The organism is Pseudorhodobacter sp. (assembly GCF_034675685.1).
Lineage (GTDB): Bacteria > Pseudomonadota > Alphaproteobacteria > Rhodobacterales > Rhodobacteraceae > Pseudorhodobacter.
In genome coordinates, this window is the sequence record NZ_JAUCDA010000012.1 from 39,614 (window position 1) to 59,456 (window position 19,843).

Annotated in this window: 17 protein-coding genes, 1 tRNA gene and 3 pseudogenes; 16 read left to right on the forward strand and 5 right to left on the reverse strand. The window is 59.9% G+C overall.

What is annotated here, in order from left to right; translation table 11 throughout:
• The first annotated feature begins 1 nt into the window (after nucleotide 1).
• Genes VDP61_RS09660 through VDP61_RS09670 form a run of 3 tightly spaced genes read left to right on the forward strand, consistent with a single transcriptional unit; the run spans nucleotide 2 to nucleotide 2,715 of the window.
• Nucleotides 2–1,153 (forward strand): acetyl-CoA C-acetyltransferase, encoded by a 1,152-nt coding sequence (locus tag VDP61_RS09660; protein WP_323006708.1) that lies wholly within the window; start codon nucleotides 2–4, stop codon nucleotides 1,151–1,153.
• Entirely contained in the window at nucleotides 1,153–1,749 is a 597-nt protein-coding gene (locus VDP61_RS09665; protein WP_323006709.1) for a gamma carbonic anhydrase family protein, read from the forward strand. The genes VDP61_RS09660 and VDP61_RS09665 overlap by 1 nt, the downstream gene beginning before the upstream one ends.
• Before the next feature lie 60 nt (nucleotides 1,750–1,809).
• Complete coding sequence (locus VDP61_RS09670) at nucleotides 1,810–2,715, forward strand: SDR family oxidoreductase (RefSeq protein ID WP_323006710.1); 906 nt, start codon at nucleotides 1,810–1,812, stop codon at nucleotides 2,713–2,715.
• 30 nt (nucleotides 2,716–2,745) lie between these two features.
• Here the strand turns inward: VDP61_RS09670 and VDP61_RS09675 are convergent, their stop codons facing one another.
• Nucleotides 2,746–3,540 (reverse strand): SDR family oxidoreductase, encoded by a 795-nt coding sequence (locus VDP61_RS09675; protein ID WP_323006711.1) that lies wholly within the window; start codon nucleotides 3,538–3,540, stop codon nucleotides 2,746–2,748.
• Between the two features lie 150 nt (nucleotides 3,541–3,690).
• Between VDP61_RS09675 and VDP61_RS09680 the strand changes: the two genes are divergently transcribed.
• From VDP61_RS09680 to VDP61_RS09720, 9 genes and pseudogenes are all read left to right on the forward strand, one after another.
• A complete protein-coding gene (locus VDP61_RS09680) occupies nucleotides 3,691–5,292 on the forward strand; it encodes a FadD3 family acyl-CoA ligase (protein WP_323006712.1) in 1,602 nt (533 codons plus the stop codon).
• Nucleotides 5,293–5,435: 143 nt separating this feature from the next.
• Nucleotides 5,436–6,638 carry an ABC transporter substrate-binding protein gene (locus VDP61_RS09685; RefSeq protein ID WP_323006713.1) on the forward strand — a complete coding sequence of 401 codons (1,203 nt, stop codon included), beginning with the start codon at nucleotides 5,436–5,438 and terminating at the stop codon, nucleotides 6,636–6,638.
• An 81-nt stretch (nucleotides 6,639–6,719) separates the two neighbouring features.
• The gene (locus tag VDP61_RS09690; protein WP_323006714.1) at nucleotides 6,720–7,040 is read left to right on the forward strand and encodes a DUF1330 domain-containing protein; all 321 of its coding nucleotides are present in this window, start codon (nucleotides 6,720–6,722) and stop codon (nucleotides 7,038–7,040) included.
• Between the two features lie 43 nt (nucleotides 7,041–7,083).
• A complete protein-coding gene (locus tag VDP61_RS09695; RefSeq protein ID WP_323006715.1) occupies nucleotides 7,084–7,851 on the forward strand; it encodes an ABC transporter ATP-binding protein in 768 nt (255 codons plus the stop codon).
• Nucleotides 7,844–8,554, forward strand: a complete 711-nt coding sequence (locus VDP61_RS09700) for an ABC transporter ATP-binding protein (protein ID WP_323006716.1) — start codon at nucleotides 7,844–7,846, stop codon at nucleotides 8,552–8,554. Before VDP61_RS09695 ends, VDP61_RS09700 begins: the two co-directional genes overlap by 8 nt.
• 3 nt (nucleotides 8,555–8,557) lie before the next feature.
• A pseudogene (locus VDP61_RS09705) lies at nucleotides 8,558–9,466 on the forward strand (branched-chain amino acid ABC transporter permease); the annotation flags it as partial.
• Nucleotides 9,467–9,598: 132 nt separating this feature from the next.
• Complete coding sequence (locus VDP61_RS09710) at nucleotides 9,599–10,456, forward strand: branched-chain amino acid ABC transporter permease (protein WP_416236525.1); 858 nt, start codon at nucleotides 9,599–9,601, stop codon at nucleotides 10,454–10,456.
• Nucleotides 10,453–11,202: an SDR family NAD(P)-dependent oxidoreductase gene (locus VDP61_RS09715; protein WP_323006717.1), complete on the forward strand. Its 750-nt coding sequence runs from the start codon at nucleotides 10,453–10,455 to the stop codon at nucleotides 11,200–11,202. The genes VDP61_RS09710 and VDP61_RS09715 overlap by 4 nt, the downstream gene beginning before the upstream one ends.
• Nucleotides 11,199–11,990, forward strand: coding sequence for an SDR family oxidoreductase (locus VDP61_RS09720; protein WP_323006718.1), 792 nt, complete (start codon nucleotides 11,199–11,201; stop codon nucleotides 11,988–11,990). The genes VDP61_RS09715 and VDP61_RS09720 overlap by 4 nt, the downstream gene beginning before the upstream one ends.
• Before the next feature lie 98 nt (nucleotides 11,991–12,088).
• Here the strand turns inward: VDP61_RS09720 and VDP61_RS09725 are convergent, their stop codons facing one another.
• On the reverse strand, nucleotides 12,089–13,657 hold the full coding sequence (locus tag VDP61_RS09725; RefSeq protein ID WP_323006719.1) for a class I adenylate-forming enzyme family protein: 1,569 nt from the start codon (nucleotides 13,655–13,657) through the stop codon (nucleotides 12,089–12,091).
• A gap of 109 nt (nucleotides 13,658–13,766) precedes the next feature.
• Between VDP61_RS09725 and VDP61_RS09730 the strand changes: the two genes are divergently transcribed.
• Both VDP61_RS09730 and bktB read left to right on the forward strand, forming a co-directional pair.
• Nucleotides 13,767–14,522, forward strand: a complete 756-nt coding sequence (locus VDP61_RS09730; RefSeq protein WP_323006720.1) for an SDR family NAD(P)-dependent oxidoreductase — start codon at nucleotides 13,767–13,769, stop codon at nucleotides 14,520–14,522.
• A gap of 30 nt (nucleotides 14,523–14,552) precedes the next feature.
• Nucleotides 14,553–15,755 carry a beta-ketothiolase BktB gene (gene bktB, locus VDP61_RS09735; protein ID WP_323006721.1) on the forward strand — a complete coding sequence of 401 codons (1,203 nt, stop codon included), beginning with the start codon at nucleotides 14,553–14,555 and terminating at the stop codon, nucleotides 15,753–15,755.
• A 54-nt stretch (nucleotides 15,756–15,809) separates the two neighbouring features.
• Here the strand turns inward: bktB and VDP61_RS17870 are convergent.
• Together VDP61_RS17870 and VDP61_RS09740 are read right to left on the reverse strand one after the other, a co-directional pair.
• Nucleotides 15,810–15,929, reverse strand: a pseudogene (locus tag VDP61_RS17870) (Tn3 family transposase); the annotation flags it as partial.
• A 97-nt stretch (nucleotides 15,930–16,026) separates the two neighbouring features.
• A pseudogene (locus VDP61_RS09740) lies at nucleotides 16,027–16,446 on the reverse strand (hypothetical protein); the annotation flags it as partial.
• A gap of 321 nt (nucleotides 16,447–16,767) precedes the next feature.
• Between VDP61_RS09740 and VDP61_RS09745 the strand changes: the two are divergent.
• Nucleotides 16,768–16,841, forward strand: a tRNA-Gly gene (locus tag VDP61_RS09745).
• Nucleotides 16,842–17,448: 607 nt separating this feature from the next.
• On the opposite strand, the gene VDP61_RS09750 is transcribed toward VDP61_RS09745, so the two are convergent.
• Nucleotides 17,449–18,951 carry an NAD-dependent succinate-semialdehyde dehydrogenase gene (locus tag VDP61_RS09750; protein ID WP_416236520.1) on the reverse strand — a complete coding sequence of 501 codons (1,503 nt, stop codon included), beginning with the start codon at nucleotides 18,949–18,951 and terminating at the stop codon, nucleotides 17,449–17,451.
• Between the two features lie 88 nt (nucleotides 18,952–19,039).
• Between VDP61_RS09750 and VDP61_RS09755 the strand changes: the two genes are divergently transcribed.
• Nucleotides 19,040–19,819 (forward strand): alpha/beta hydrolase, encoded by a 780-nt coding sequence (locus VDP61_RS09755; protein WP_323006762.1) that lies wholly within the window; start codon nucleotides 19,040–19,042, stop codon nucleotides 19,817–19,819.
• Nucleotides 19,820–19,843 lie beyond the last annotated feature (24 nt).

The window sequence follows — 19,843 nt, forward strand, 5'->3', positions numbered from 1 at the left end:
CATGGCCGAAGCCTATATCATCGACGCTATCCGTACCCCCATCGGGCGCAAGAAAGGCGGGCTTGCCACGCTTCATTCCGCTGATCTTGGCGCGCATCCCATCAGGGTGCTGATCGAACGGACAGGCATTGATCCGGGCGCTGTGGATGACGTGGTTTACGGCTGCGTTGACACCATCGGCAGCCAGGCGGGCGACATTGCGCGCACCTGCTGGCTGGTCGCGGGCCTGCCCGACCATGTGCCCGGCGTTACCGTGGACCGCCAATGTGGATCGGCACAGCAAGCCATTCATTTTGCGGCCCAGGGTGTGATGAGCGGCACGCAAGATCTGGTCATCGCGGGCGGTGTTGCCAACCTGAACATGGTGCCGATTTCCGCCGCGATGATCGTAGGGCAGCAATTCGGTTTTCCAGACCCTTTCTCCACCTCGCCGGGGTGGAATGCGCGCTACGGCGGGCAAGAGGTAAACCAGTTCCGATCGGCGCAGATGATCGCGGATAAATGGGGCCTGTCGCGGGTGGCGATGGAGGAATTTGCCCTTGCCAGCCACCAACGCGCGCTTGCAGCGATTGCCGAAGGCCGCTTTGCCGCCGAGATTGCGCCCCTGAACGGGATTTCAGTGGATGAGCCGCCCCGCGCCGATACCACGCTGGCGCGCATGGCCACGTTGAATCCGCTGCTGGAGGGCGGCACCATTCACGCCGGGATTGCCAGCCAGAATGCCGATGCCGCAGCGGCGTTGGTGATCGCTTCTGCGCGCGGCGTGAAAGATCACGGGCTAAAGCCCCGCGCGCGCATCCATCACCTGACGGTACGCGGCGATGATCCGGTCTGGATGCTGACCGCCCCGATCCGCGCCACGCAGCACGCGCTGGCGCGGACGGGCCTGAAGGTCAGCGATATTGATCTGTTTGAATGTAACGAGGCCTTTGCATCGGTAACGATGGCCTGGATGAAAGAGCTGAATATACCCCACGACAAGGTCAACGTGAACGGCGGCGCCATTGCGCTTGGTCATCCCTTGGGCGCTACCGGAGCGCGCCTGATGACGACCATGCTGTATGAATTGGAAAGGCGCGGCGGCCGTTATGCCTTGCAAACCATGTGCGAAGGCGGCGGGCAGGCCAATGTCACAATCATCGAGCGTCTGTGATGGCGTGCTATGCTTTCAACGGTATTGTGCCGGTTGTGGACCCGAGCAGTTTTGTGCATCCGCAAGCGTCCTTGATTGGCGATGTGATCGTTGGGCCTGGGTGCTATATCGCGCCCTTTGCCTCGTTGCGGGGTGATTTCGGCCGCATTGTGGTTGTGGGCGATGCCAGTATCCAAGATTGCTGCGTGCTGCATGGATCGGCCGAGCAAGATTGTGTGGTGGGGCGCGGGGCCACGATTGGGCATGGCGCGGTGATCCACGGGTGCCGTATCGGGGAAAACGCGCTGATCGGGATGAATTCGGTGGTTCTGGATGGGGCTGAGGTTGGCGATGAATGCCTTGTTGGCGCGATGAGCCTTGTGAAAGGCGGCAAGGTGATTGCCGCGCGGCATTTGCTTGCGGGCAATCCGGCGCGTGTGATCCGCGCGTTGGACCCGGCCGAAATCGGCTGGAAAAACGATGGTGATGGCGAATATCAGCGGCTTGCGCAAGCGGCGCTGGAAACGCTGGTGGAATGTGCGCCGCTGCCCGCCTGTGAACCCGACCGCAAGCGGCAGGCAGGCCAGGCGCGCCCGGTGCGGCTGGGTCGGCAATGAACACACGGGTGAGGGACGGGGCCTGCGTGCCTTGCCGGGGACAGATGAAAGGATATTGTGATGGGAATTTGTGAGGGCCGCGTGGTTATCGTGACCGGGGCGGGGCGCGGTTTGGGCCGGGCCTATGCGCTTGAATTGGCGCGTCAGGGGGCGGCGGTTGTTGTCAATGATCTTGGCGTGACCAACAACGGCGAGACGACACAAGAGGCGCCCGCCGATCAGGTTGTGGCCGAGATCCACGCCATGGGCGGGCAAGCCGTCGCCAGTTTTGACAATGTGGCAGATTGGGAGGCGGGCGGGCGCATTGTGCAGACGGCCCTGGACAGCTTCGGCGATCTGCATGCGGTGGTGAATAATGCGGGCTTTGTGCGCGACCGGATGTTTGTTTCTGCGACGCCAGAGGAATGGGATGCGGTTATGCAGGTTCATCTTCGCGGCCATTTCTGCACATCGCGCCACGCGGTCGATTACTGGCGCGCACGTCAAAAGGCGGGGAAAGCGGTAGATGGCCGCATCCTCAACACCACCTCGGGTGCGGGGCTTCAGGGGTCTATCGGGCAAACGGCCTATTCGGCGGCCAAGGGCGGAATTGCCGCGATGACGCTGGTACAAGCGGCAGAGCTGGGCCGCTATGGCATCACCGCCAATGCGATTGCGCCGCAAGCCCGCACGCGCATGACCGAAGGCGCCTTTGGTGAGGCGATGCAGCGCAAAGAAGGCGATCTGGACCTGTATGCGCCCGAAAACACTGCGCCTTTGGTGGCATGGCTATGCTCGGCCGCATCCGCGCATGTGACGGGTGAGGTTTTTGAACTGCTGGGCGGGCGGCTTTCGGTGGCGCTTGGCTGGCACGAAGGCCCGGCGCATGACGTGCATGCCCGCTATGAAAGTGCCGGGATTGGCACGGCGATTGATGCCATTTTGGCGGCGCGCCCGCCCGCCAAGCCGGTCTGGGGCATGTCGTGAAACGGCGAAAGGGGCTATAGGCCCCTTTCGCTATGGCGCATGGCGTTCGACCAGATCCAGAAAGATCGGGCGTTCGCCCCCGCCATGAATTTCCAGTGTGGCCCCGGAAACATAGGCCGCCATCGGGCTGGCCAGGTACAAGACCCCCATCGCAATATCGCGCGGATGCCCCATTCGTTTGGCCGGAAGCGACGCGGCAATCGCATCGCGCGCAGCGTCAGACCCGTAAGGCAATTCATCGCCTTCGGTATCAATCAGCCCGACCACGATCGCGTTGACCCGAATATCCGGGCCCCATTCCGCCGCAAGGCTGCGGGTCAGCCCCAACAGCCCCGCCTTTGCCGCGCCATAAACGGCAGTTCCCGGCGAAGGGCGCACCCCCGATACCGACGCGATATTCACAATCGACCCAACCGAGGCGTTGCGCCGCATCCAATTTGCTGCCGCTTGTGACATATGCACAGGGGCCGTCAGGTTCAGCGCCAAAATCGCCTCATGGAACCGTGGCGAGGCGCTGGCGGCATCGACCGGCGGCGAGCCGCCGGCGTTGTTCACCAGAATATCCACGCGGCCACAGGCCTGCCCTACGGCATCGACGAACGCTGTCACTTCTTCATGCTTGCGCACATCGCATTGCCAAAAGCGGGCGCGGCGGCCATCGGCCTCGGGCAGGGTTTCGGGCGCGGTGCGGCCGCAGACAGCCACGTCGCACCCCGCCGCCAGCAGCGTTTGGGCAATGATCGCGCCAATACCGCGCGTGCCGCCGGTGACTATCGCGACCTGCCCATCTAGGCGGATCGTGGCGGTTGGAAGGGGCGTTTGCATCGGGCGGTCTCCTTGGGTGGGGCTGAATTGTCCTGACCAGATCTGGCGTGTGTCGGCTTGCAATTCTTCGTCCCTTTGGACGATGAAGCAGATACCAAGCCGTTGATAAGTACCCGTGCCGCCATACCCTTACAAGAAAGCCCCCTTGCAATGCTGGAAACCGGAAACTGGACCTTCACGACACTGCCCGCCCTGTGTGCCCGCGCTGCCGAAATCTATGGCGATGCGCCCGCGATTGAAGATGGTGACCATAGGATCAGCTTTATCGAATTGGACCAGATGCAGCGCCGCTTTGCCCGCGCTCTGATGGCGTCGGGGATCGAGGCGGGCCAGCGGGTGATGATCTGGGCCCCCAACAGTGCCGAATGGCTGGTGGCGGCCCTGGGCATTGCCAGCGCGGGTGCCGTGATGATCCCGGCCTCTACCCGGTTCAAAGGTGCCGAGGTTGAAGATTTGGTTCAGCGTGGCGCCGCCACGCTGTTGGTGTCGGTCGGGGATTTTCTGGGGAAATACTACCCCGACATGCTGACCCCCGCCACCCGTGCGCTGATGCGCGAAGTGGTGGTGATTGGGGCCGCAAAGGGCGATGATCTGGCATGGGATGCATTCCTTGCGCGGGCGGCCAGCGTGACCGAAGCGGCATTGGACGCGCGGTCAGCGGCCATCACCCCGGCCACCATCTGCGATATCTTGTTCACGTCGGGAACCACCGGGCAATCCAAAGGTGTGATGTATGCGCACGGCCAGTTCTTGCGGGTGGTAAGTGCCTGGGCCCGCCGCGTTGGCCTGACACGGGGCGACCGCACCTTGGTCATTCCTCCGTTTTTCCACGCGTTTGGCTATCGTGGCGGTGCAATTGGGTCGATCATTGTCGGGGCCACGATCCTGCCGCATCTGACCTATGACGCGGATGAGGTGCTGGCCCGCGTGATCCGTGATAAGATCAGTGTCATTCCGGGGCCGCCGACAATTTTTCAGGGCATGCTTGCCCATCCGCGCCTGGCCGAATTTGACCGTTCCAGCCTACGCCTTGGCATCACCGGCGGTGCGGTGATTCCGGCCGTTCTGGTGGAACGGATGCGCAGTGAGCTGGGCTTTACCGGTGTTTGCAACGGCTATGGCCTGACCGAATGTGGCGGCTATGGCACGATGTGCAGCCATGACGACAGCAACGAGGTGATCGCCAATACCGCCGGTAAACCGATGCCGGACGTCGAGATCGAGATGATGGATGCGGCAGGCCAGATCTTGCCAAAGGGTCAAACGGGCGAAGTGGTCATTCGCGGTTATATCGTGATGAAGGGTTATCTTGATAACCCCGAGGCGACAGCGGCGACGATTGATGCCAACGGCTGGCTTCATACCGGCGATATTGGCCGCATTGACGAGGCAGGCAATCTGCATATTGAAGACCGACTGAAGGAAATGTTCATCGCCGGCGGCTTCAACTGCTATCCGGCCGAGGTAGAGCGGATGCTGTCGCGCCACCCGGCCATAGGGCAAGTCGCTGTGATCGGGGTTGAGGATGCGCGCCTGGGCGAGGTTGGCAAGGCGTTCGTGACCCTGCGGGCAGATGCGCACACAACCGAGGCCGATATTATCGCCTGGGCGCGCGAAAACATGGCAAATTACAAGGTTCCCCGTTCGGTTGAGATCCGCGACAGCCTGCCAACCAGCGCGCAGGGCAAGATTTTGAAACGCGAATTGCGCGATGAAATGCATGCGCGCGCCGCAAATCAGCCGGCTGTGTGACCGTGCAGCCATCGACTTTAGTCTGATAGGACGATGTTGACCGCGGCGTGTTGTACAAATCTGTAGCCACAAGCGGGGATGTCCGCAAATGGCGGCACCGGTTTGTCAGGCGTTGCCTGGTTGGATTTCAGGGAGGGAATGACATGAAGAAACTTTTGTTGGCAACCAGTTTACTGGCTTTGATCCCGTTGACGGGTGCCGCGCAAACCGGAAACGGCGCTGTAAAGATCGGAATCTTGAACGATCAATCCAGCTCTTTTTCTGCGCTTGGCGGGACTGAGGTGATCGAAGCCGTGGCGCTGGCGGTTGAGGCCCATGGCGGCACCGCGCTTGGTAAACCTGTCGAGGTGGTTTCTGCCGACCACCAGAACAAGCCCGACGTGGCCCTGTCGATCGCGCGCGAGTGGCTGGAAACCGGCGATGTCGATGTGATCGTGGACGTTGCAAACTCTGCCATCGCATTGGGTGTGAATACGCTGATCGGCGAAAAGGGCAAGCTGGGCCTGTTTATCTCGCCGCTGACCGACCGCCCGACAGAGGCAGATTGCAACGGCCATGTCGCAGCATGGGCCTATGATGCCTATTCGACTGTAGGCACAGCCGTAAAGGCGCAGCTTGCAAAGGGGTTGGACAGCTTTTTCATCATTTCGCCCGATTATGAAGCCGGCAAGGTACAAGAGGCATGGGTGGAAACCGCTGTGACCGAAGGCGGCGGCACCGTGGTTGGCAAAGTGCGCGCACCTTTGGGCGGCACTGATTTCTCGTCCTTTATCCTTCAGGCGCAAGCGTCGGGTGCAAAAGCCATCCAGATCAACCTGAACGGGTCGGAGCTGATCAACGCGTTGAAACAAATTCAGGAATTTGGCATCATCGAGCAGGGCCAGGCGGTTTCCGTGACCTTCTTGCATCAATCCGACGCCCGCGCGATCGGTGCGGAATCCTTGCAGGGCATTCAATTTGCCGCCCCATGGTTCTGGACCCAGGACGACGACTCGCGCGCGTTTGGCATGGCGATGAAGGCCAAGACCGGGAACGCGCCGGGCTGGATTGCGGCGGGCAACTATTCTGCTGTGGGGGCCTATCTGCGCGCGGTTGAAAAGGCTGGCACCGATGACGCGGATGCAGTGTTCAGCGCCCTTCAGGAAATCGACCTGAACGACATGTTTGTCAAAAACGGCACGTTGTATCCGAATGGCCGCCTGGCCCATGACATGCACCTGCTAGAGGTGAAAGCCCCGGCAGAGCTTACCGAAGGCGACGATTACTTTCAGCTGGTTTCGACAGTGGCGGCTGCGGATGCCTTCCGTGACATTTCCGCATCCACTTGCCCGCTTATCAAGAAGTAAAGGCGGCACGTTTTGGATTGAAAAGCCGGGGGCGCCAATTTGCCCCCGCAAACCCTGACAACAGAAAAAAAAAGAAACCCCATGCGCGGCTATATGATTTTTGAAATAGACATCACCGATCCCGCCGCCTGGGACGAATACCGCCATATTGCAGCACCGCTTATGGCGGCGGCCGGTGGGCGCTTTGTGTTTGCCAGCGAAAAGATCGAGCCGCTGGAGGGGGGCTGGACCCCCACATCCCTGTCGGTTGTGGAATTTCCCAGCTTTCAGGCCGCGCATGATTTCTATCACTCGCGCCCCTATAAAGCCTTGGCACAATTGCGCCAGCGCGCCTCTACCGGGCGGGGTATTCTTGTCGGCGCTGCTGACTTGCCAGACCCGAATTTGAAGACGCGACCCTGAAGACCCGAATCTGAAGACCCGAATCTGAAGAAAAGAGCCGCATATGACAGCCCAAGCTGCCACCGATTATGTTATAGAAACCCACGGTCTGACCAAACGCTTTTACGGCTTTGCGGCGGTCAGTGGCGTTGATCTGCGTGTTCGCCGTAATTCTGTTCACGCCCTGATCGGGCCGAATGGCGCGGGCAAAACAACGGTATTCAACCTGATCACCAAGGTTTTGCCCCCCAGCGAGGGCGTGATTTTGTATAATGGTGAGGATATCACAGCGCTTGGTGCTGCACAGGTGGCGCGGCGCGGGATTGTGCGGTCGTTTCAAATATCAGCGATTTACCCGCGAATGACGGTGGCGGAAAATGTGCGCATTGCGTTGCAGCGCCCCAGCGGCACGTCTTTCCATTTCTGGAAATCGGAATCCAGCCTTGCCAGTCTTGCCCCTCGGGTAGAGGAACTTTTGGCAACCGTGGGCCTGGAGGCAGATCAGAGCGGCCTTGCGTCTGATTTGCCCTATGGCCGCAAACGCGCGCTGGAACTGGCAACAACGCTGGCGCTGGACCCAGAAGTGCTGCTGCTGGATGAACCGATGGCCGGTCTGGGCCATGAAGATGTGGATAAGATTTCTGATCTTATCGGCCGGCTTGCGGCAAACCGGACCATTTTGATGGTCGAGCACAACCTGTCGGTCGTGTCCAGGCTGGCAGATCGGATCACCGTTCTGGCCCGCGGAAAAATACTGGCTGAGGGTGATTATGCCGCAGTCTCGAACGACCCGCGCGTGATTGAAGCCTATATCGGAGGCGAGGATGACTGACAAACCCCCAATACTGCAAGTCACTGATCTGCGCGGTTGGTATGGCGAAAGCCAAGCCTTGCACGGCATGGGCTTTGTGGTGAATGAAGGCGAGGTTGTTACGCTTTTGGGCCGCAACGGTGCCGGAAAAACCACCACTTTGCGCGCGATCATAGGGCTTTTACGCCGCAAAACCGGGTCAGTGACGTTTCATGGGCAAGAGATCCTTGGGCTGCCCGCCGAAACCATTGCCCGGCGCGGACTTGCGTATTGCCCCGAGGAGCGGGGAATTTTTGCCTCGCTTACCGTCGAGGAAAATCTGTTTTTGCCGCCGGTCATCGCACCCGGCGGAATGGATGTTGACGCGATCCTGACCCTGTTTCCCAACCTGCGCGAGCGATGGACCAGCCCCGGTACAAAACTTTCAGGCGGCGAACAGCAAATGCTTGCCATCGCCCGCATCCTGCGCACCGGGTCCAGATTTTTGCTGCTGGATGAACCGACCGAGGGGCTGGCCCCGGTTATCATCAAGCAAATCGGCATGGTGATCCGCGCCTTGAAAGAGCGGGGCTATACCGTGCTTTTGGTAGAGCAGAATTTTCGTTTCGCCGCCAAACTCGCCGATCGTCATTATGTGGTGGAACATGGTCAGGTGATCGACAGTTTCACCGCCGCCGATGTGACCACAAAGCTGGATCGCATCCAGACCTACTTGAAAGCCTGAACCATGATGGAATTGCTGGGAATTTCTGCGCCGTTGCTGTTCGGTCAATTGCTGATCGGCCTTATCAACGGCTTGTTCTATGCGATGATGAGCCTGGGTGTGGCGATCATCTTTGGCATGCTGCGGATCGGCAACTTCGTGCATGGTGCGATGTATATGCTGGGTGCATATGGTGCGTGGTTTTTGGCAAACCTGCCCACGATATTTCCGGGTCTGGGCCTGCCTGCCGTGAATTATTGGTGGGCGCTTTTGCTGGTGCCCCCGATGGTGGCGCTGGTGGGGGCCGCGACAGAACGGGTATTCATTCGCCGGGTCTATGACCTGGAACATGCCTATGGGCTGCTGTTGACAGTCGGTCTGGGCATGGTGCTTGAAGGTGGCTTCAACGTGCATTTTTCCGCGGCCGGCCAGCAATACGGTGTGCCAGAGGCGTTGAAAGGCGGCGTGAACCTTGGCTTCATGTTCATGCCGATATACCGGCTATGGGTGATCGTGGCCGCCTTGGTTGTGTGCCTTGCGACATGGTATGTGGTCGAGCGGACGCGCCTTGGTGCCTATTTGCGCGCGGCCACCGAAAACCCCGATCTGGTGCGCGCCTTTGGCATCAACGTGCCGCGAATGCTGATGTTCACCTATGCGTTTGGGGTCGGCCTTGCGGGGCTGGCCGGGGTTATGGCGGCGCCGATTTATCAGGTCAGCCCATATATGGGGCAGTCGATCATTGTGACCATTTTTGCGGTGGTCGTGATCGGGGGCATGGGCTCTATTTTCGGGGCGATTGTCTCGGGTATCATGATGGGCGTGATTGAGGGGCTGACAAAAGTGTTCTGGCCCGAAGCGGCATCGACCGTGATTTTCGTCATCATGGCAATTGTGCTGGTGGTGCGTCCGGCAGGGCTGTTTGGCAAGGATACGGTCAGCCATTCCGGCAACGATATTTCCAATGTGCGGCGCGAAAGTATCCTGGAAAATGGCCAGCTTTGGCTGATCGTGCTGACGGGAGTCGGGGTGGTGATGCCCTTCGTGATCTACCCGGTTTTCGCCATGAAGATTCTGTGTTTTGCGCTGTTTGCCAGTGCCTATAACCTTGTTTTTGGCTATGGTGGCCTGCTTGCCTTTGGCCATGCGGCGTTCTTTGGTAGTTCGGCCTATGTTGCGGCCCATGCCGCCGCTGTGTGGGGCTTGCCGCCAGAGCTGTCGATTCTGGCCGGGGTCGCGGTTGCAACGGCAATCGGCGCCCTGTTTGGCTGGTTGGCAATCCGCAGGCAGGGGCTTTATTTTGCGATGATAACGCTGGCGCTGGCGCAGATCGTGTATTTCTACGCCGTCACCTCGTCCTGGACACATGGCGAGGACGGGATTCAATCGGTGCCGCGCGGCAAGCTGTTCGGGCTGATTGACCTGAACGACACGATGAACATGTATTTCGTTGTGCTGGTCGTGTTTCTTGCTGCCTTTGCCTTCATCACGCGGATGGTACGTTCGCCCTTTGGGCAAGTGTTGAAATCGGTACGCGAGAATGAGCCGCGCTCGATCTCGCTTGGCTATTCGACCGATCGCTACAAGCTGCTTGCCTTTACCCTTTCGGCAATGCTTGCCGGGCTTGCGGGCGGAATGAAGGCGATTGTGTTTCAAATCGCGTCCTTGGCAGATCTGAACTTCATGACCTCGGCCGATGTGCTGCTGATGACGTTGATCGGCGGGGTTGGCACGCTGCTTGGCCCGATTGTCGGCGCGGTTCTGGTGGTCACCATGCAGCGAGAATTGGCACCATTGGGCGCGTGGGTCGTGGTGGTTCAGGGCGGTGCCTTTGTGCTGTGCGTCTTGTTCTTGCGCAAAGGCGTGATTGGCGCGTTTGAGGATTTCCTGGCCCGCCGCGCCAATCGGGCGCGCGACAAATGACCAGCGCGGTCATCATCGGTGCGGGGCCGGGGCTTGGTCTTGCCCTGATCCGTCGTTTCGCGCGCGAAGGTTTGCAGACTGCCTTTGTTGCCAGGCGGGCTGCGGCGGTGGCCAAGTACAGCGCCAGCCTGCAGGCCGAGGGATTGGCGACCTTGGGCATCGTGGGCGATGCCGCCGATCCGGCCAGCCTTGTCGCCGCCTTGGCGCAGGCCCGCGCGGCCCATGGTGCGCCCGAAGTGCTGATCTATAATGCCGCGATTGTAGAGCCTTCGCGCTTTGTAACCCCGTCGGGCATAACCGAGGCGCGCTATGCCGACGCACCCGGTTGGGCCGCGCGCGGGGCGCCAATTGATAGTGCCAGCTTCGAAGCTGGTCTTCGGGCCAATGTGACCGGCGCGCTGCTGGCCGCGCAAAGCGTTGCGCCGGAAATGATCGCGCGCGGGCATGGTACTATTTTGCTGACGGGCGGCGTGTTGGCCTTTGGTCCGTGGATCGAATGGGGGGCCGTTTCGCTGGGCAAGGCCGCCCTGCGCAGCCTTGGCCATTCGCTGGCGTTGGAGTTGGCACCGCTGGGGGTGCAGGTGGCAACCATCGCCATTCACGGCACCATGGCAACAGGCACGCCCTATGACCCCGACCTTGTGGCCGCCGCCTATTGGGAAACACATCTGCGCGCGCGGCAGGAATGGACGCCGGATGTGCATTTTCGCCCCGGCGCGGACGATGGAGGAGATCCGGACAGATGACCCTGACTTTAACCGGCCGCAAGGCATTGGTGACCGGCGGCGCAAGTGGTATCGGCGAGGTGACTGCGCAGGTCTTGGCAAAGCTTGGCGCGCAGGTGGTGATTGCAGATCTTGCCGCTGACAAACTGGCGGCGGCGCGGCTGCGCACGGGGGCTTGTGGTATCACTGCTGGCGATGTGGTGTCAGAAGCAGACTGCAACCGCATGGTAGAGGAAGCGGGGGCGATCATGGGCGGGGTTGATCTGTTGTTCAACGCCGCGGGTATTGGTGATGATCTGCTTCCCGTGCATGAACAAGAGGTTGACCGCTGGCAGCATGTGCTGGATGTGAATCTGCGTGGCACCTATCTGATGTGCCGCGCCGCCGGAAAGCAGATGCTGCGCAGGGGGCAGGGGGCCATTGTGAACGTGTCCTCGATCGTGGGCCTCGGGGCATTTCCGGGGCGCTCGGCTTATGGTGTTTCAAAGGCGGGTGTGGTGCATTTGACCAAGACGCTGGCCTGTGAATGGGGTGCGGCAGGAATCCGCGTGAACTGTATCGCGCCGGGCTATACCCGCACGCCGATGGTGCAGGATTTGCTGGACAGAAACGTGTTTGACCCCACGTTGATCGAACAGCGCACCCCGCTGGAACGCTTTGCCATGCCCGAAGAAATGGCCCGCGCCGCGGCGTTCTTGCTGTCGGATTGGGCATCATATATCACCGGCACCGTGCTGCCTGTCGATGGGGGCTGGGCGGCATATGGTGCGGCAGGCGATGTTCGCAAAATCCGCACCGGCGAGGGGTAAAACCCCAAGCCTGCAGCATTCCGATGTTTGCTTGAAACGGCTCTTTTCCCATAACGCGTTGAAAGATTTTATTCTCGGCCGCGATATGTGGTTCAGGTTCAAGGCGAAACGCTTTGGCGCCGAAACTTGTCCAGCGTATCATCGCGCAGCGCGGCCACCAGATCGCGCTTGCGGATTTTCGCGGCCTCCACCGGCATTTCGTCAATGAATTCAACCTGACGTGGCACTTTATAGGCCGAAAGCCGTTCACGGCAGTAGCGCTGAATTTCTTCAGCGGTCACCGAAACCCCTTGGGTTTTCACAATGATTGCCACCGGAATTTCACCCTTGGCCACGTCCGGGCCACCCACAACCGCACAAACCGCAACGGCAGGGTGTTCGTATAGCGTGCTTTCCACCTCTAACGGGAAGATATTGTGACCGCCGGTGATGATCACATCTTTCTTGCGGTCCACGATAAACAGAAAACCATCCTCATCCAGATAGCCAAGATCGCCGGATTTCCAACCAAGGGGGCCAAAGGCCGCCGCCGTTGCCGCCGGATCATCCAGATACCCAAGCGCAACGGAATCCCCGCCGATGATGACTTCACCAATCTCGCCCTGTGGCATCAATTCACCCGCCTCATCCACGATCAAGATGCGAGACGAGCCGATGGGCAGGCCGGCCGCGCCCGAACGGCGCAGGCCCGTAACCGGCTCTATCACGTTTTGGCCGCAGGTTTCTGTTGCGCCATAAACCTGCGCCACCTTCACGCCCGAAATCTCTTCAAAGCGGCGAATAACCGGTTGCGGAACAGGTGATCCGCCCGTGGTACACACCCGCAGCGACGACAGATTGTGCCGCGTGGTATCATAATCATTGACCATATAGACATACATCGTGGGTGTACCGCCAAAATAGGTCGCACCGTAATGCGCAATATCGGTTAGCACCTTGTCGGTGTTCCAGCGTTCATGCAAAATCAGCGTGCCGCCGGTATACATGCACAAATTCAGGGTCGCGGTCAGGCCAAAATTGGTGAACAGCGGCACGGCGCATAAATACACCTCTTGCCCGTAACGGCTGCCATGGGCGACCATCATGTCACGCAGAATCGAACAATGATTCAGGTGGCTTTGCAAAATTCCCTTTGGCGCGCCGGTGGTGCCGGAACTGAAAAACAGGGCGGCGACATCGCCCATCTGATTGGGGGCATCGTCAAACCGATCAGGCGCCAGTGCCATCAGCGCATCCAGGTCCAGCGCATCTGTTTGCGCGCCGCCGGTAACAAAGCACTGTCCAAGGGCCGGGAACTCTGCCCGGATGGGGGCGAATTCGGCAAATGTCATGGCATCGGCAATGATTGCTTTCATGCCGCTGGCCTGCACCACACGGCGCAATTCATCTTGCCGGAACATGGCCGACAGGGGCAGCGGCACTGCGCCCAATCGCTGGCACGCAAACACGGCAACGGCCATCAACGGCACCGATGGCAGATAAAGCCCGATGCGGTCACCTTTGCCCAAGCCCTGCGCCGCCATCACCTGCGCCATCCGCGCGGTTTGCTGCCCAAATTCGGCATAGCTGATGCCGCGATCCTCAAAAATCAGGAAATTGCGATCCGGTAGTATCGCGATATTGCGGGCGAGCATCTGGTTCAGCGTTTCCATCATTTCCTCGGTCAACTGCGTTTGCGTGTTACTACAGGGCCAGAAAATAGCGCGCTTCGTCCAGCCGGACGATGGCCACGCAAAATCGACCCGATAAAACATCAAAAGCAATCAGGAGGGGCGCATGGGGCGGTTGGCAGGGAAAGTAGCATTGATCACCGGCGCCACGTCCGGCATCGGGCGCGCCGCAGCAGAGCTGTTCGCAAGCGAGGGCGCAGCGGTTGCCGTCGCGGGCCGTGATGTTGGCCGTGGTGCCGAGGTGGTCGCCGCAATCCATGCCGCGGGCGGTGTTGCGGCGTTTTTTGCGATGGATGTCGGCGACCCTGAAAGCGCACAGACTGCCATTGATGCGGCGGCCGTGCATTTCGGTGGGTTGGATGTGCTTTACAACAATGCTGGCGGATCGTCGGCGGCAGATGGGCCGGTGACCGAGGCGTCCTTGGATGAGTTCTGGCGCTGCATCCGGGTGGACCTGTTCGGCACTTTCCTTGGCTGCCGCTTTGCCATTCCGCATCTGCAGCGGCGCGGCGGTGGCGCGATCATCAATTCAGCCTCGATCATGGGGGCCATGGGCCTGCCCAACCGCGATGCCTATACTGCCGCAAAAGGCGGGGTGATTGCGCTGACACGGTCGCTTGCGGTGGAATATGCGCCAGATAAAATCAGGGTGAACACCTTGGTTGCAGGCGCAGTGGGCACCGAACGGGTGTTGAGTTTCTATGAGCGGGAGCCGCATCTGAAGTCTCAGTGGGATTCCTACCTTCTTGGCCTGGCAGAGCCGCGCGATGTGGCGATGGCCGCGTTGTTTCTGGCGTCGGATGAGTCGCGGCGCACCACAGGACATATGATCCCGGTGGATAGCGGTATTCTTATATCATAACCCGATGCCCCCCTTAAAAAAGGATAAAACATGACAAAAGACGTGGTTATCGTTTCCGCCCTTCGTACAGCGATCGGGGATTTTGGCGGCGCTTTGGCAGGTATTTCGCCCTGTGATCTGGCGGCCGAGGTTTCACGCGCCGCGATTGCGCGTGCAGGCCTGACGGGGGCCGATATTGGCCAGGCGGTGTTCGGCAACGTCATCCACACCGCGCCGGAGGATATGTACCTGTCCCGCGTTGCCGCTTTGCGCGCAGGGGTGCCGGAAACCGCACCCGCATTGACGCTGAACCGGCTTTGCGGCTCTGGCTTGCAGGCGGTGATTACCGCGTCCGAACAGATCAAGCTGGGCTATACCGACATTGCCCTTGCCGGAGGTGCAGAAAACATGAGCCGCGCCGGGCATTTGCTGACGCAGGCGCGCACGGGGCAGAAAATGGGGGATGTGCGGGCGATTGATATGATGGTCGGTGCGCTGACCGACCCGTTTGGCAACGGCCATATGGGGGTCACGGCCGAAAACATCGCCACGCGCAACCGCATTGACCGCGCCACCCAAGATGCCTTTGCCGCCGAGTCGCATCACCGCGCCGCCCGCGCCATTGCCGAAGGGCGTTTCACCGATCAAATCCACCCGATCACGGTAAAACGCGGCCGTAGTGAGGGGGTGTTTGACCAAGACGAACATGTCCGCCCCGATGTTACCGCCGCAGATCTGGCCAAGCTACGCGCGGCATTTGCCAAAGATGGCACCGTGACCGCAGGTAACGCGAGCGGGCTAAATGATGGTGCGGCGGCGCTGGTCTTGATGGATGCCGCGACTGCCGTTGCAAAAGATATTGCCCCGTTGGCGCGTATCGTCGCTTCGGGGCTTGGCGGCGTAGCCCCCGATGTGATGGGCATGGGGCCGGTGCCGGCTGTGCGCCAAGCCCTTGCACGGGCGGGGCTGACGGCGGCGGATATGGCGGTCATCGAATCAAACGAGGCTTTTGCAGCCCAGGCCTGCGCTGTTTCCGCCGAATTGGGGTTTGATGCTGACCGTACCAACCCCAACGGTGGCGCGGTTGCCCTTGGCCATCCGATCGGCGCATCCGGCGCTATCATTCTGGTGAAACTGATCCATGAGCTGCGCCGCATCGGTGGGCGATATGGCTTGGCGACGATGTGCATCGGTGGGGGCCAAGGGATCGCAGTCATCATCGAAAACCCCGCAGCCAAAAGCGTTTCAACCTGAAGCTGACCCGCATAACGCCGCCTGAATCCAACGGTATCAGGGCGTTATGCGTTAGGCCGCGAATTTTTTGAGCACTTGACTGGGCGGCAGGAGGCCCGCCGCCATCATGGCCACGGCCCGCAGGATGTCTGGCCAATTCTCGATGATGAGGCCCGTCCTGATCTTACCGCCGATCTGGTGGCCGGTAGGCGATGCTTGCATCGCCGTAAGGCCATTTGAGCGTTTCAAACCCCACCGCTTCCATGGTTTTCCCCGAGCTACGCCGCCGGAGATGAACCAAACCAGCCTGATAGGCAGGGCGGCGGGCATAAAGCGCCTGTTCCAACGCATCTGTGACCCGGCAGGGTTTCGCAGCGCAAAAGCCCGAGAAGGCAAGACAAAATCTGTCTTGGCAGATCGCGACGCTTTCCAACCGACGATTCAGTTGGCGAAGGTGTCGATCACGAAGGCGAGGCAAACAAATCCTTGCCACCCCTCTCACACATTCTTTGAATGTGTTGCCGGGTAGCGGTTGAGACAAATGTGAAGTCGTCGTTCGTTGGGCTTGAGCTAATGGCGCCACAATGAACACCCCCACAGCATATTTGGCGCTGGCGCCCGGAATTTGCGGTTCAGCTTGTCGTGCGGATATGGCACTGACGTATCGGAGATCGTTGTTTTCATGGATATTTCCTCGAACAATGCCCCGCAATCTGTCAGCCGTCAGGTGAATGCTTGCATTCACCGTCAGGCCCATGCCTTTCATATGGCGCGCCACAGCTTCACCTTCGCGGCACAACTGCCACCAGGTTTTGCGGACAGCGTAAACCTCTCAGTTGCCATCCCAGGGGGCGGTTCAGGTAACCCGCATCGCCGAGATTCATCGCCAAGTGGCAAAAGCTCCGTGGCCTTCAAACGAAAGAATGCCCAAATGAGGCAAGACTGGACTGCAAGCGTGGCACGACCAATTTAGCAAGAGTTTGGCATTGCATGGCTTGCGCTTGTCGGCGTCTGCGGCTATCTAGATGGCCGTGCGGGTGTAGCTCAATGGCAGAGCGAGAGCTTCCCAAGCTCCAGACGAGGGTTCGATTCCCTTCACCCGCTCCATATGACCGGTCAAAAAATCAAATCAACCAATAGCTTCCATCATTTTCGGTCCCTACCGGTGCAGATCGGGGAACACATGGGGCTAGGCTTGAAGCATGTTGAACGCACCAAATGAGGCAGTTTCCAAGATTGCCGCAGGGGCCCCAAGGACGTTTCCGCGATCATCACCAAGCGGGAGTTCAAGCGGAAACTGGGCAATTTCCAGAGGGAAGCCTTTGCGGCGTATTCTCGGTATCACGCTGAGGTAAAGCGGGGCAAGATTGTCAGGGCTGGGGTCTCAGAGGTGGCAAGCCACGCTGGGGGGGGCTGAGCGAGAAGCTTTAAAGCTGTACCTGACAGAACAGCTTGGGCCGGATGCTGATAGCCGCACGGTGGGTCTGGCAAGCCGTGTGATTGGCGCAGCCATAAAAGGCGCTGGCCAATGCGGCAAACAACCTGCCATAGGTAGATTGCCGCATTTCACGCATATCGTTTTTGACTGGCTGCTTTCGAAACCAGACGGCTATCTGGGACGCATTCTGGTTCCCCTCGGTTCCAGCACACGTCCCGATAATGTTCCAGCAAGGTGATCCTGAATCAAGTTAGGTCGTTGATTTTCATTGGTTAATCATACAGAAAGGCAGATGTATTTCATCTCCAGGTAATCCTCCATTCCGTGATGGCTGCCTTCGCGGCCAAGCCCGGATTGCTTGACGCCGCCAAAGGGCGCAACCTCGGTTGAAATGATGCCGGTGTTTACACCAACGATCCCATATTCAAGGCCCTCTTGCACGCGGGTCACGCGGCCGATGTTCTGGGCGTAGAAATAGGCAGCGAGGCCGAAGATGGTATCATTGGCGTAGCCGATCACCTCTTCCTCTGTGTCGAAGCGGAACAGGGGGGCCATGGGGCCAAAGGTTTCTTCCTGGGCCACCATCATGTCCTGGGTGACGCCGGTCACGATTGTCGGTTCAAAGAACGAACCGCCAAGCGCATGGCGGTTGCCGCCGGTCATCACCTTGCCACCTTTGGCAACCGCATCTTTGATATGTTCTTCAACCTTTTCGACGGCGGCGACATTGACCAAGGGGCCAAACTCTACCGCTTCGGTCAATCCATCGCCGACGCGTGTTTTCGCCAGTGCCTCGGCCAGCTTTTTGGCAAACGCATCGTAAACGCTGGCCTGTACATAGATCCGGTTGGCACAAACGCAGGTCTGGCCGTTATTGCGGAATTTCGACGCCATGGCACCCAGCACGGCGGCATCCAGATCGGCATCATCAAACACGATGAACGGCGCATTGCCACCCAGTTCCATCGAGCATTTCATCACCTGATCGGCAGTCTGTTTCAGCAAGATACGGCCAACCTCGGTGGAGCCGGTAAAGGTCAGCTTGCGCACGATGGGGTTTTCGCAAAATTCCTTGCCGATGTCGGACGAGCGTTTGGAGGTGATGACCGAGAAGATACCTTTTGGCAGGCCCGCACGGTCGGCCAATACGGCAAGCGCCAGCGCCGACAATGGCGTTTCTGCAGCGGGGCGCGCAACAAAGCCACAGCCTGCGGCCAGGGCGGGCCCGCATTTGCGGGTGATCATCGCATTGGGAAAGTTCCAGGGCGTGATCGAGCCGACAACCCCGATGGGTTGTTTCAGCACCGTGATGCGCTTGTCTTTCATATGGCCGGGGATGGTTTCACCGTAAACGCGCTTGGCCTCTTCGGCAAACCATTCGATGAAGGACGCGCCATAAGCGACCTCGCCCTTGGCTTCCGCCAGCGGTTTGCCCATCTCGGCGGTCAGGATCGCGCCAAGATCATCCTGGTTGGCGATCATCAGGTTGTACCAGGCCCGCATTATATTGGCCCGCTCTTTGGCGGTGCGGCTGGCCCAGTCTTTCATCGCCACATCAGCGGCGGCAATGGCGCGGGCGGTCTCGGCGCGGCCAAGGTTGGGAACCGAACAAATCACATCGCCGCGCGCCGGGTTTACCACGTCAAAGGTGCCGCCATCATCGGCATCCACCCATTCCCCCGCAACATAGGCCTTTGTCGCCAAAAGGCTGGGGTCTTTGAGCATGGCGCGCAAATCGGTTGCCGTTGATTTCACGGTTTCGGATGCAATATTGGACATTGAAGCCTCCCATTTCAGTTTGGCATATGCAAATCATGGGCAGGCGGAGATGTCCAGTTCTTCGATGGAAATGGGGGATGTGATGGCGATGGATCCGGATATGGCCTATGCCAATGGTGCGTTTATTCCGGGGGCAGAGGGGTTTCCGCCACGCTGGGCTGCAGCAGCGGCGGCGTTTCGCGATGGTTTGGGCGTGCGTGCGCGGCTTGGCCTGGCCTACGGCCCCGCTGCGCGGCAACAGTTCGATCTGTTCTTGCCCGACGGCCCGGCCAAGGGCTGTGTAACCTTTATTCATGGGGGCTATTGGATGGCGTTTGACCGATCTTCCTGGTCGCATTTGGCGGCCGGGGTTCTGGCGCGGGGCTGGGCCTGCGCCATGCCGTCCTATACATTGGCCCCCGAGGGGCGGATAACGCAGATGACGGCGGAAATGGTCGCGGCGATTGCCGCGATCCGGCGCGAGGTGCCGGGGCCGATGGTGGTCGCGGGCCATTCGGCGGGCGGGCATTTAAGCGCGCGGATGGGCTGTGCCGATCTGGCTGTGCCGGGGGTGGTGCGGGTGGTTCCAATCTCGCCCTTGTCCGAGTTGGCACCGATTGCCCAGACCAGAATGCAAGCGGTGCTGCGTCTGGATGCGGATGAAATATCCACAGGGTCGCCCGCGCGCCAGGCGCTGCGTCCGGGCGTGCAAGCCCATATCTGGGTGGGCGGGCAAGAGCGGCCAAGTTTTCTGTGGCAGGCGCGATTGCTGTCCGAGGCCTGGGCCTGCGACTGGACTGTCGCCCCCGGCAAGCACCATTTCGACGTCTGCGATGCGATGCAAGATCCACACTCGGCCTTGGTCAAAATTTTGGTCGCCAGCGCCTGACCCCGCTTTCTTTTCGGAAAAAAT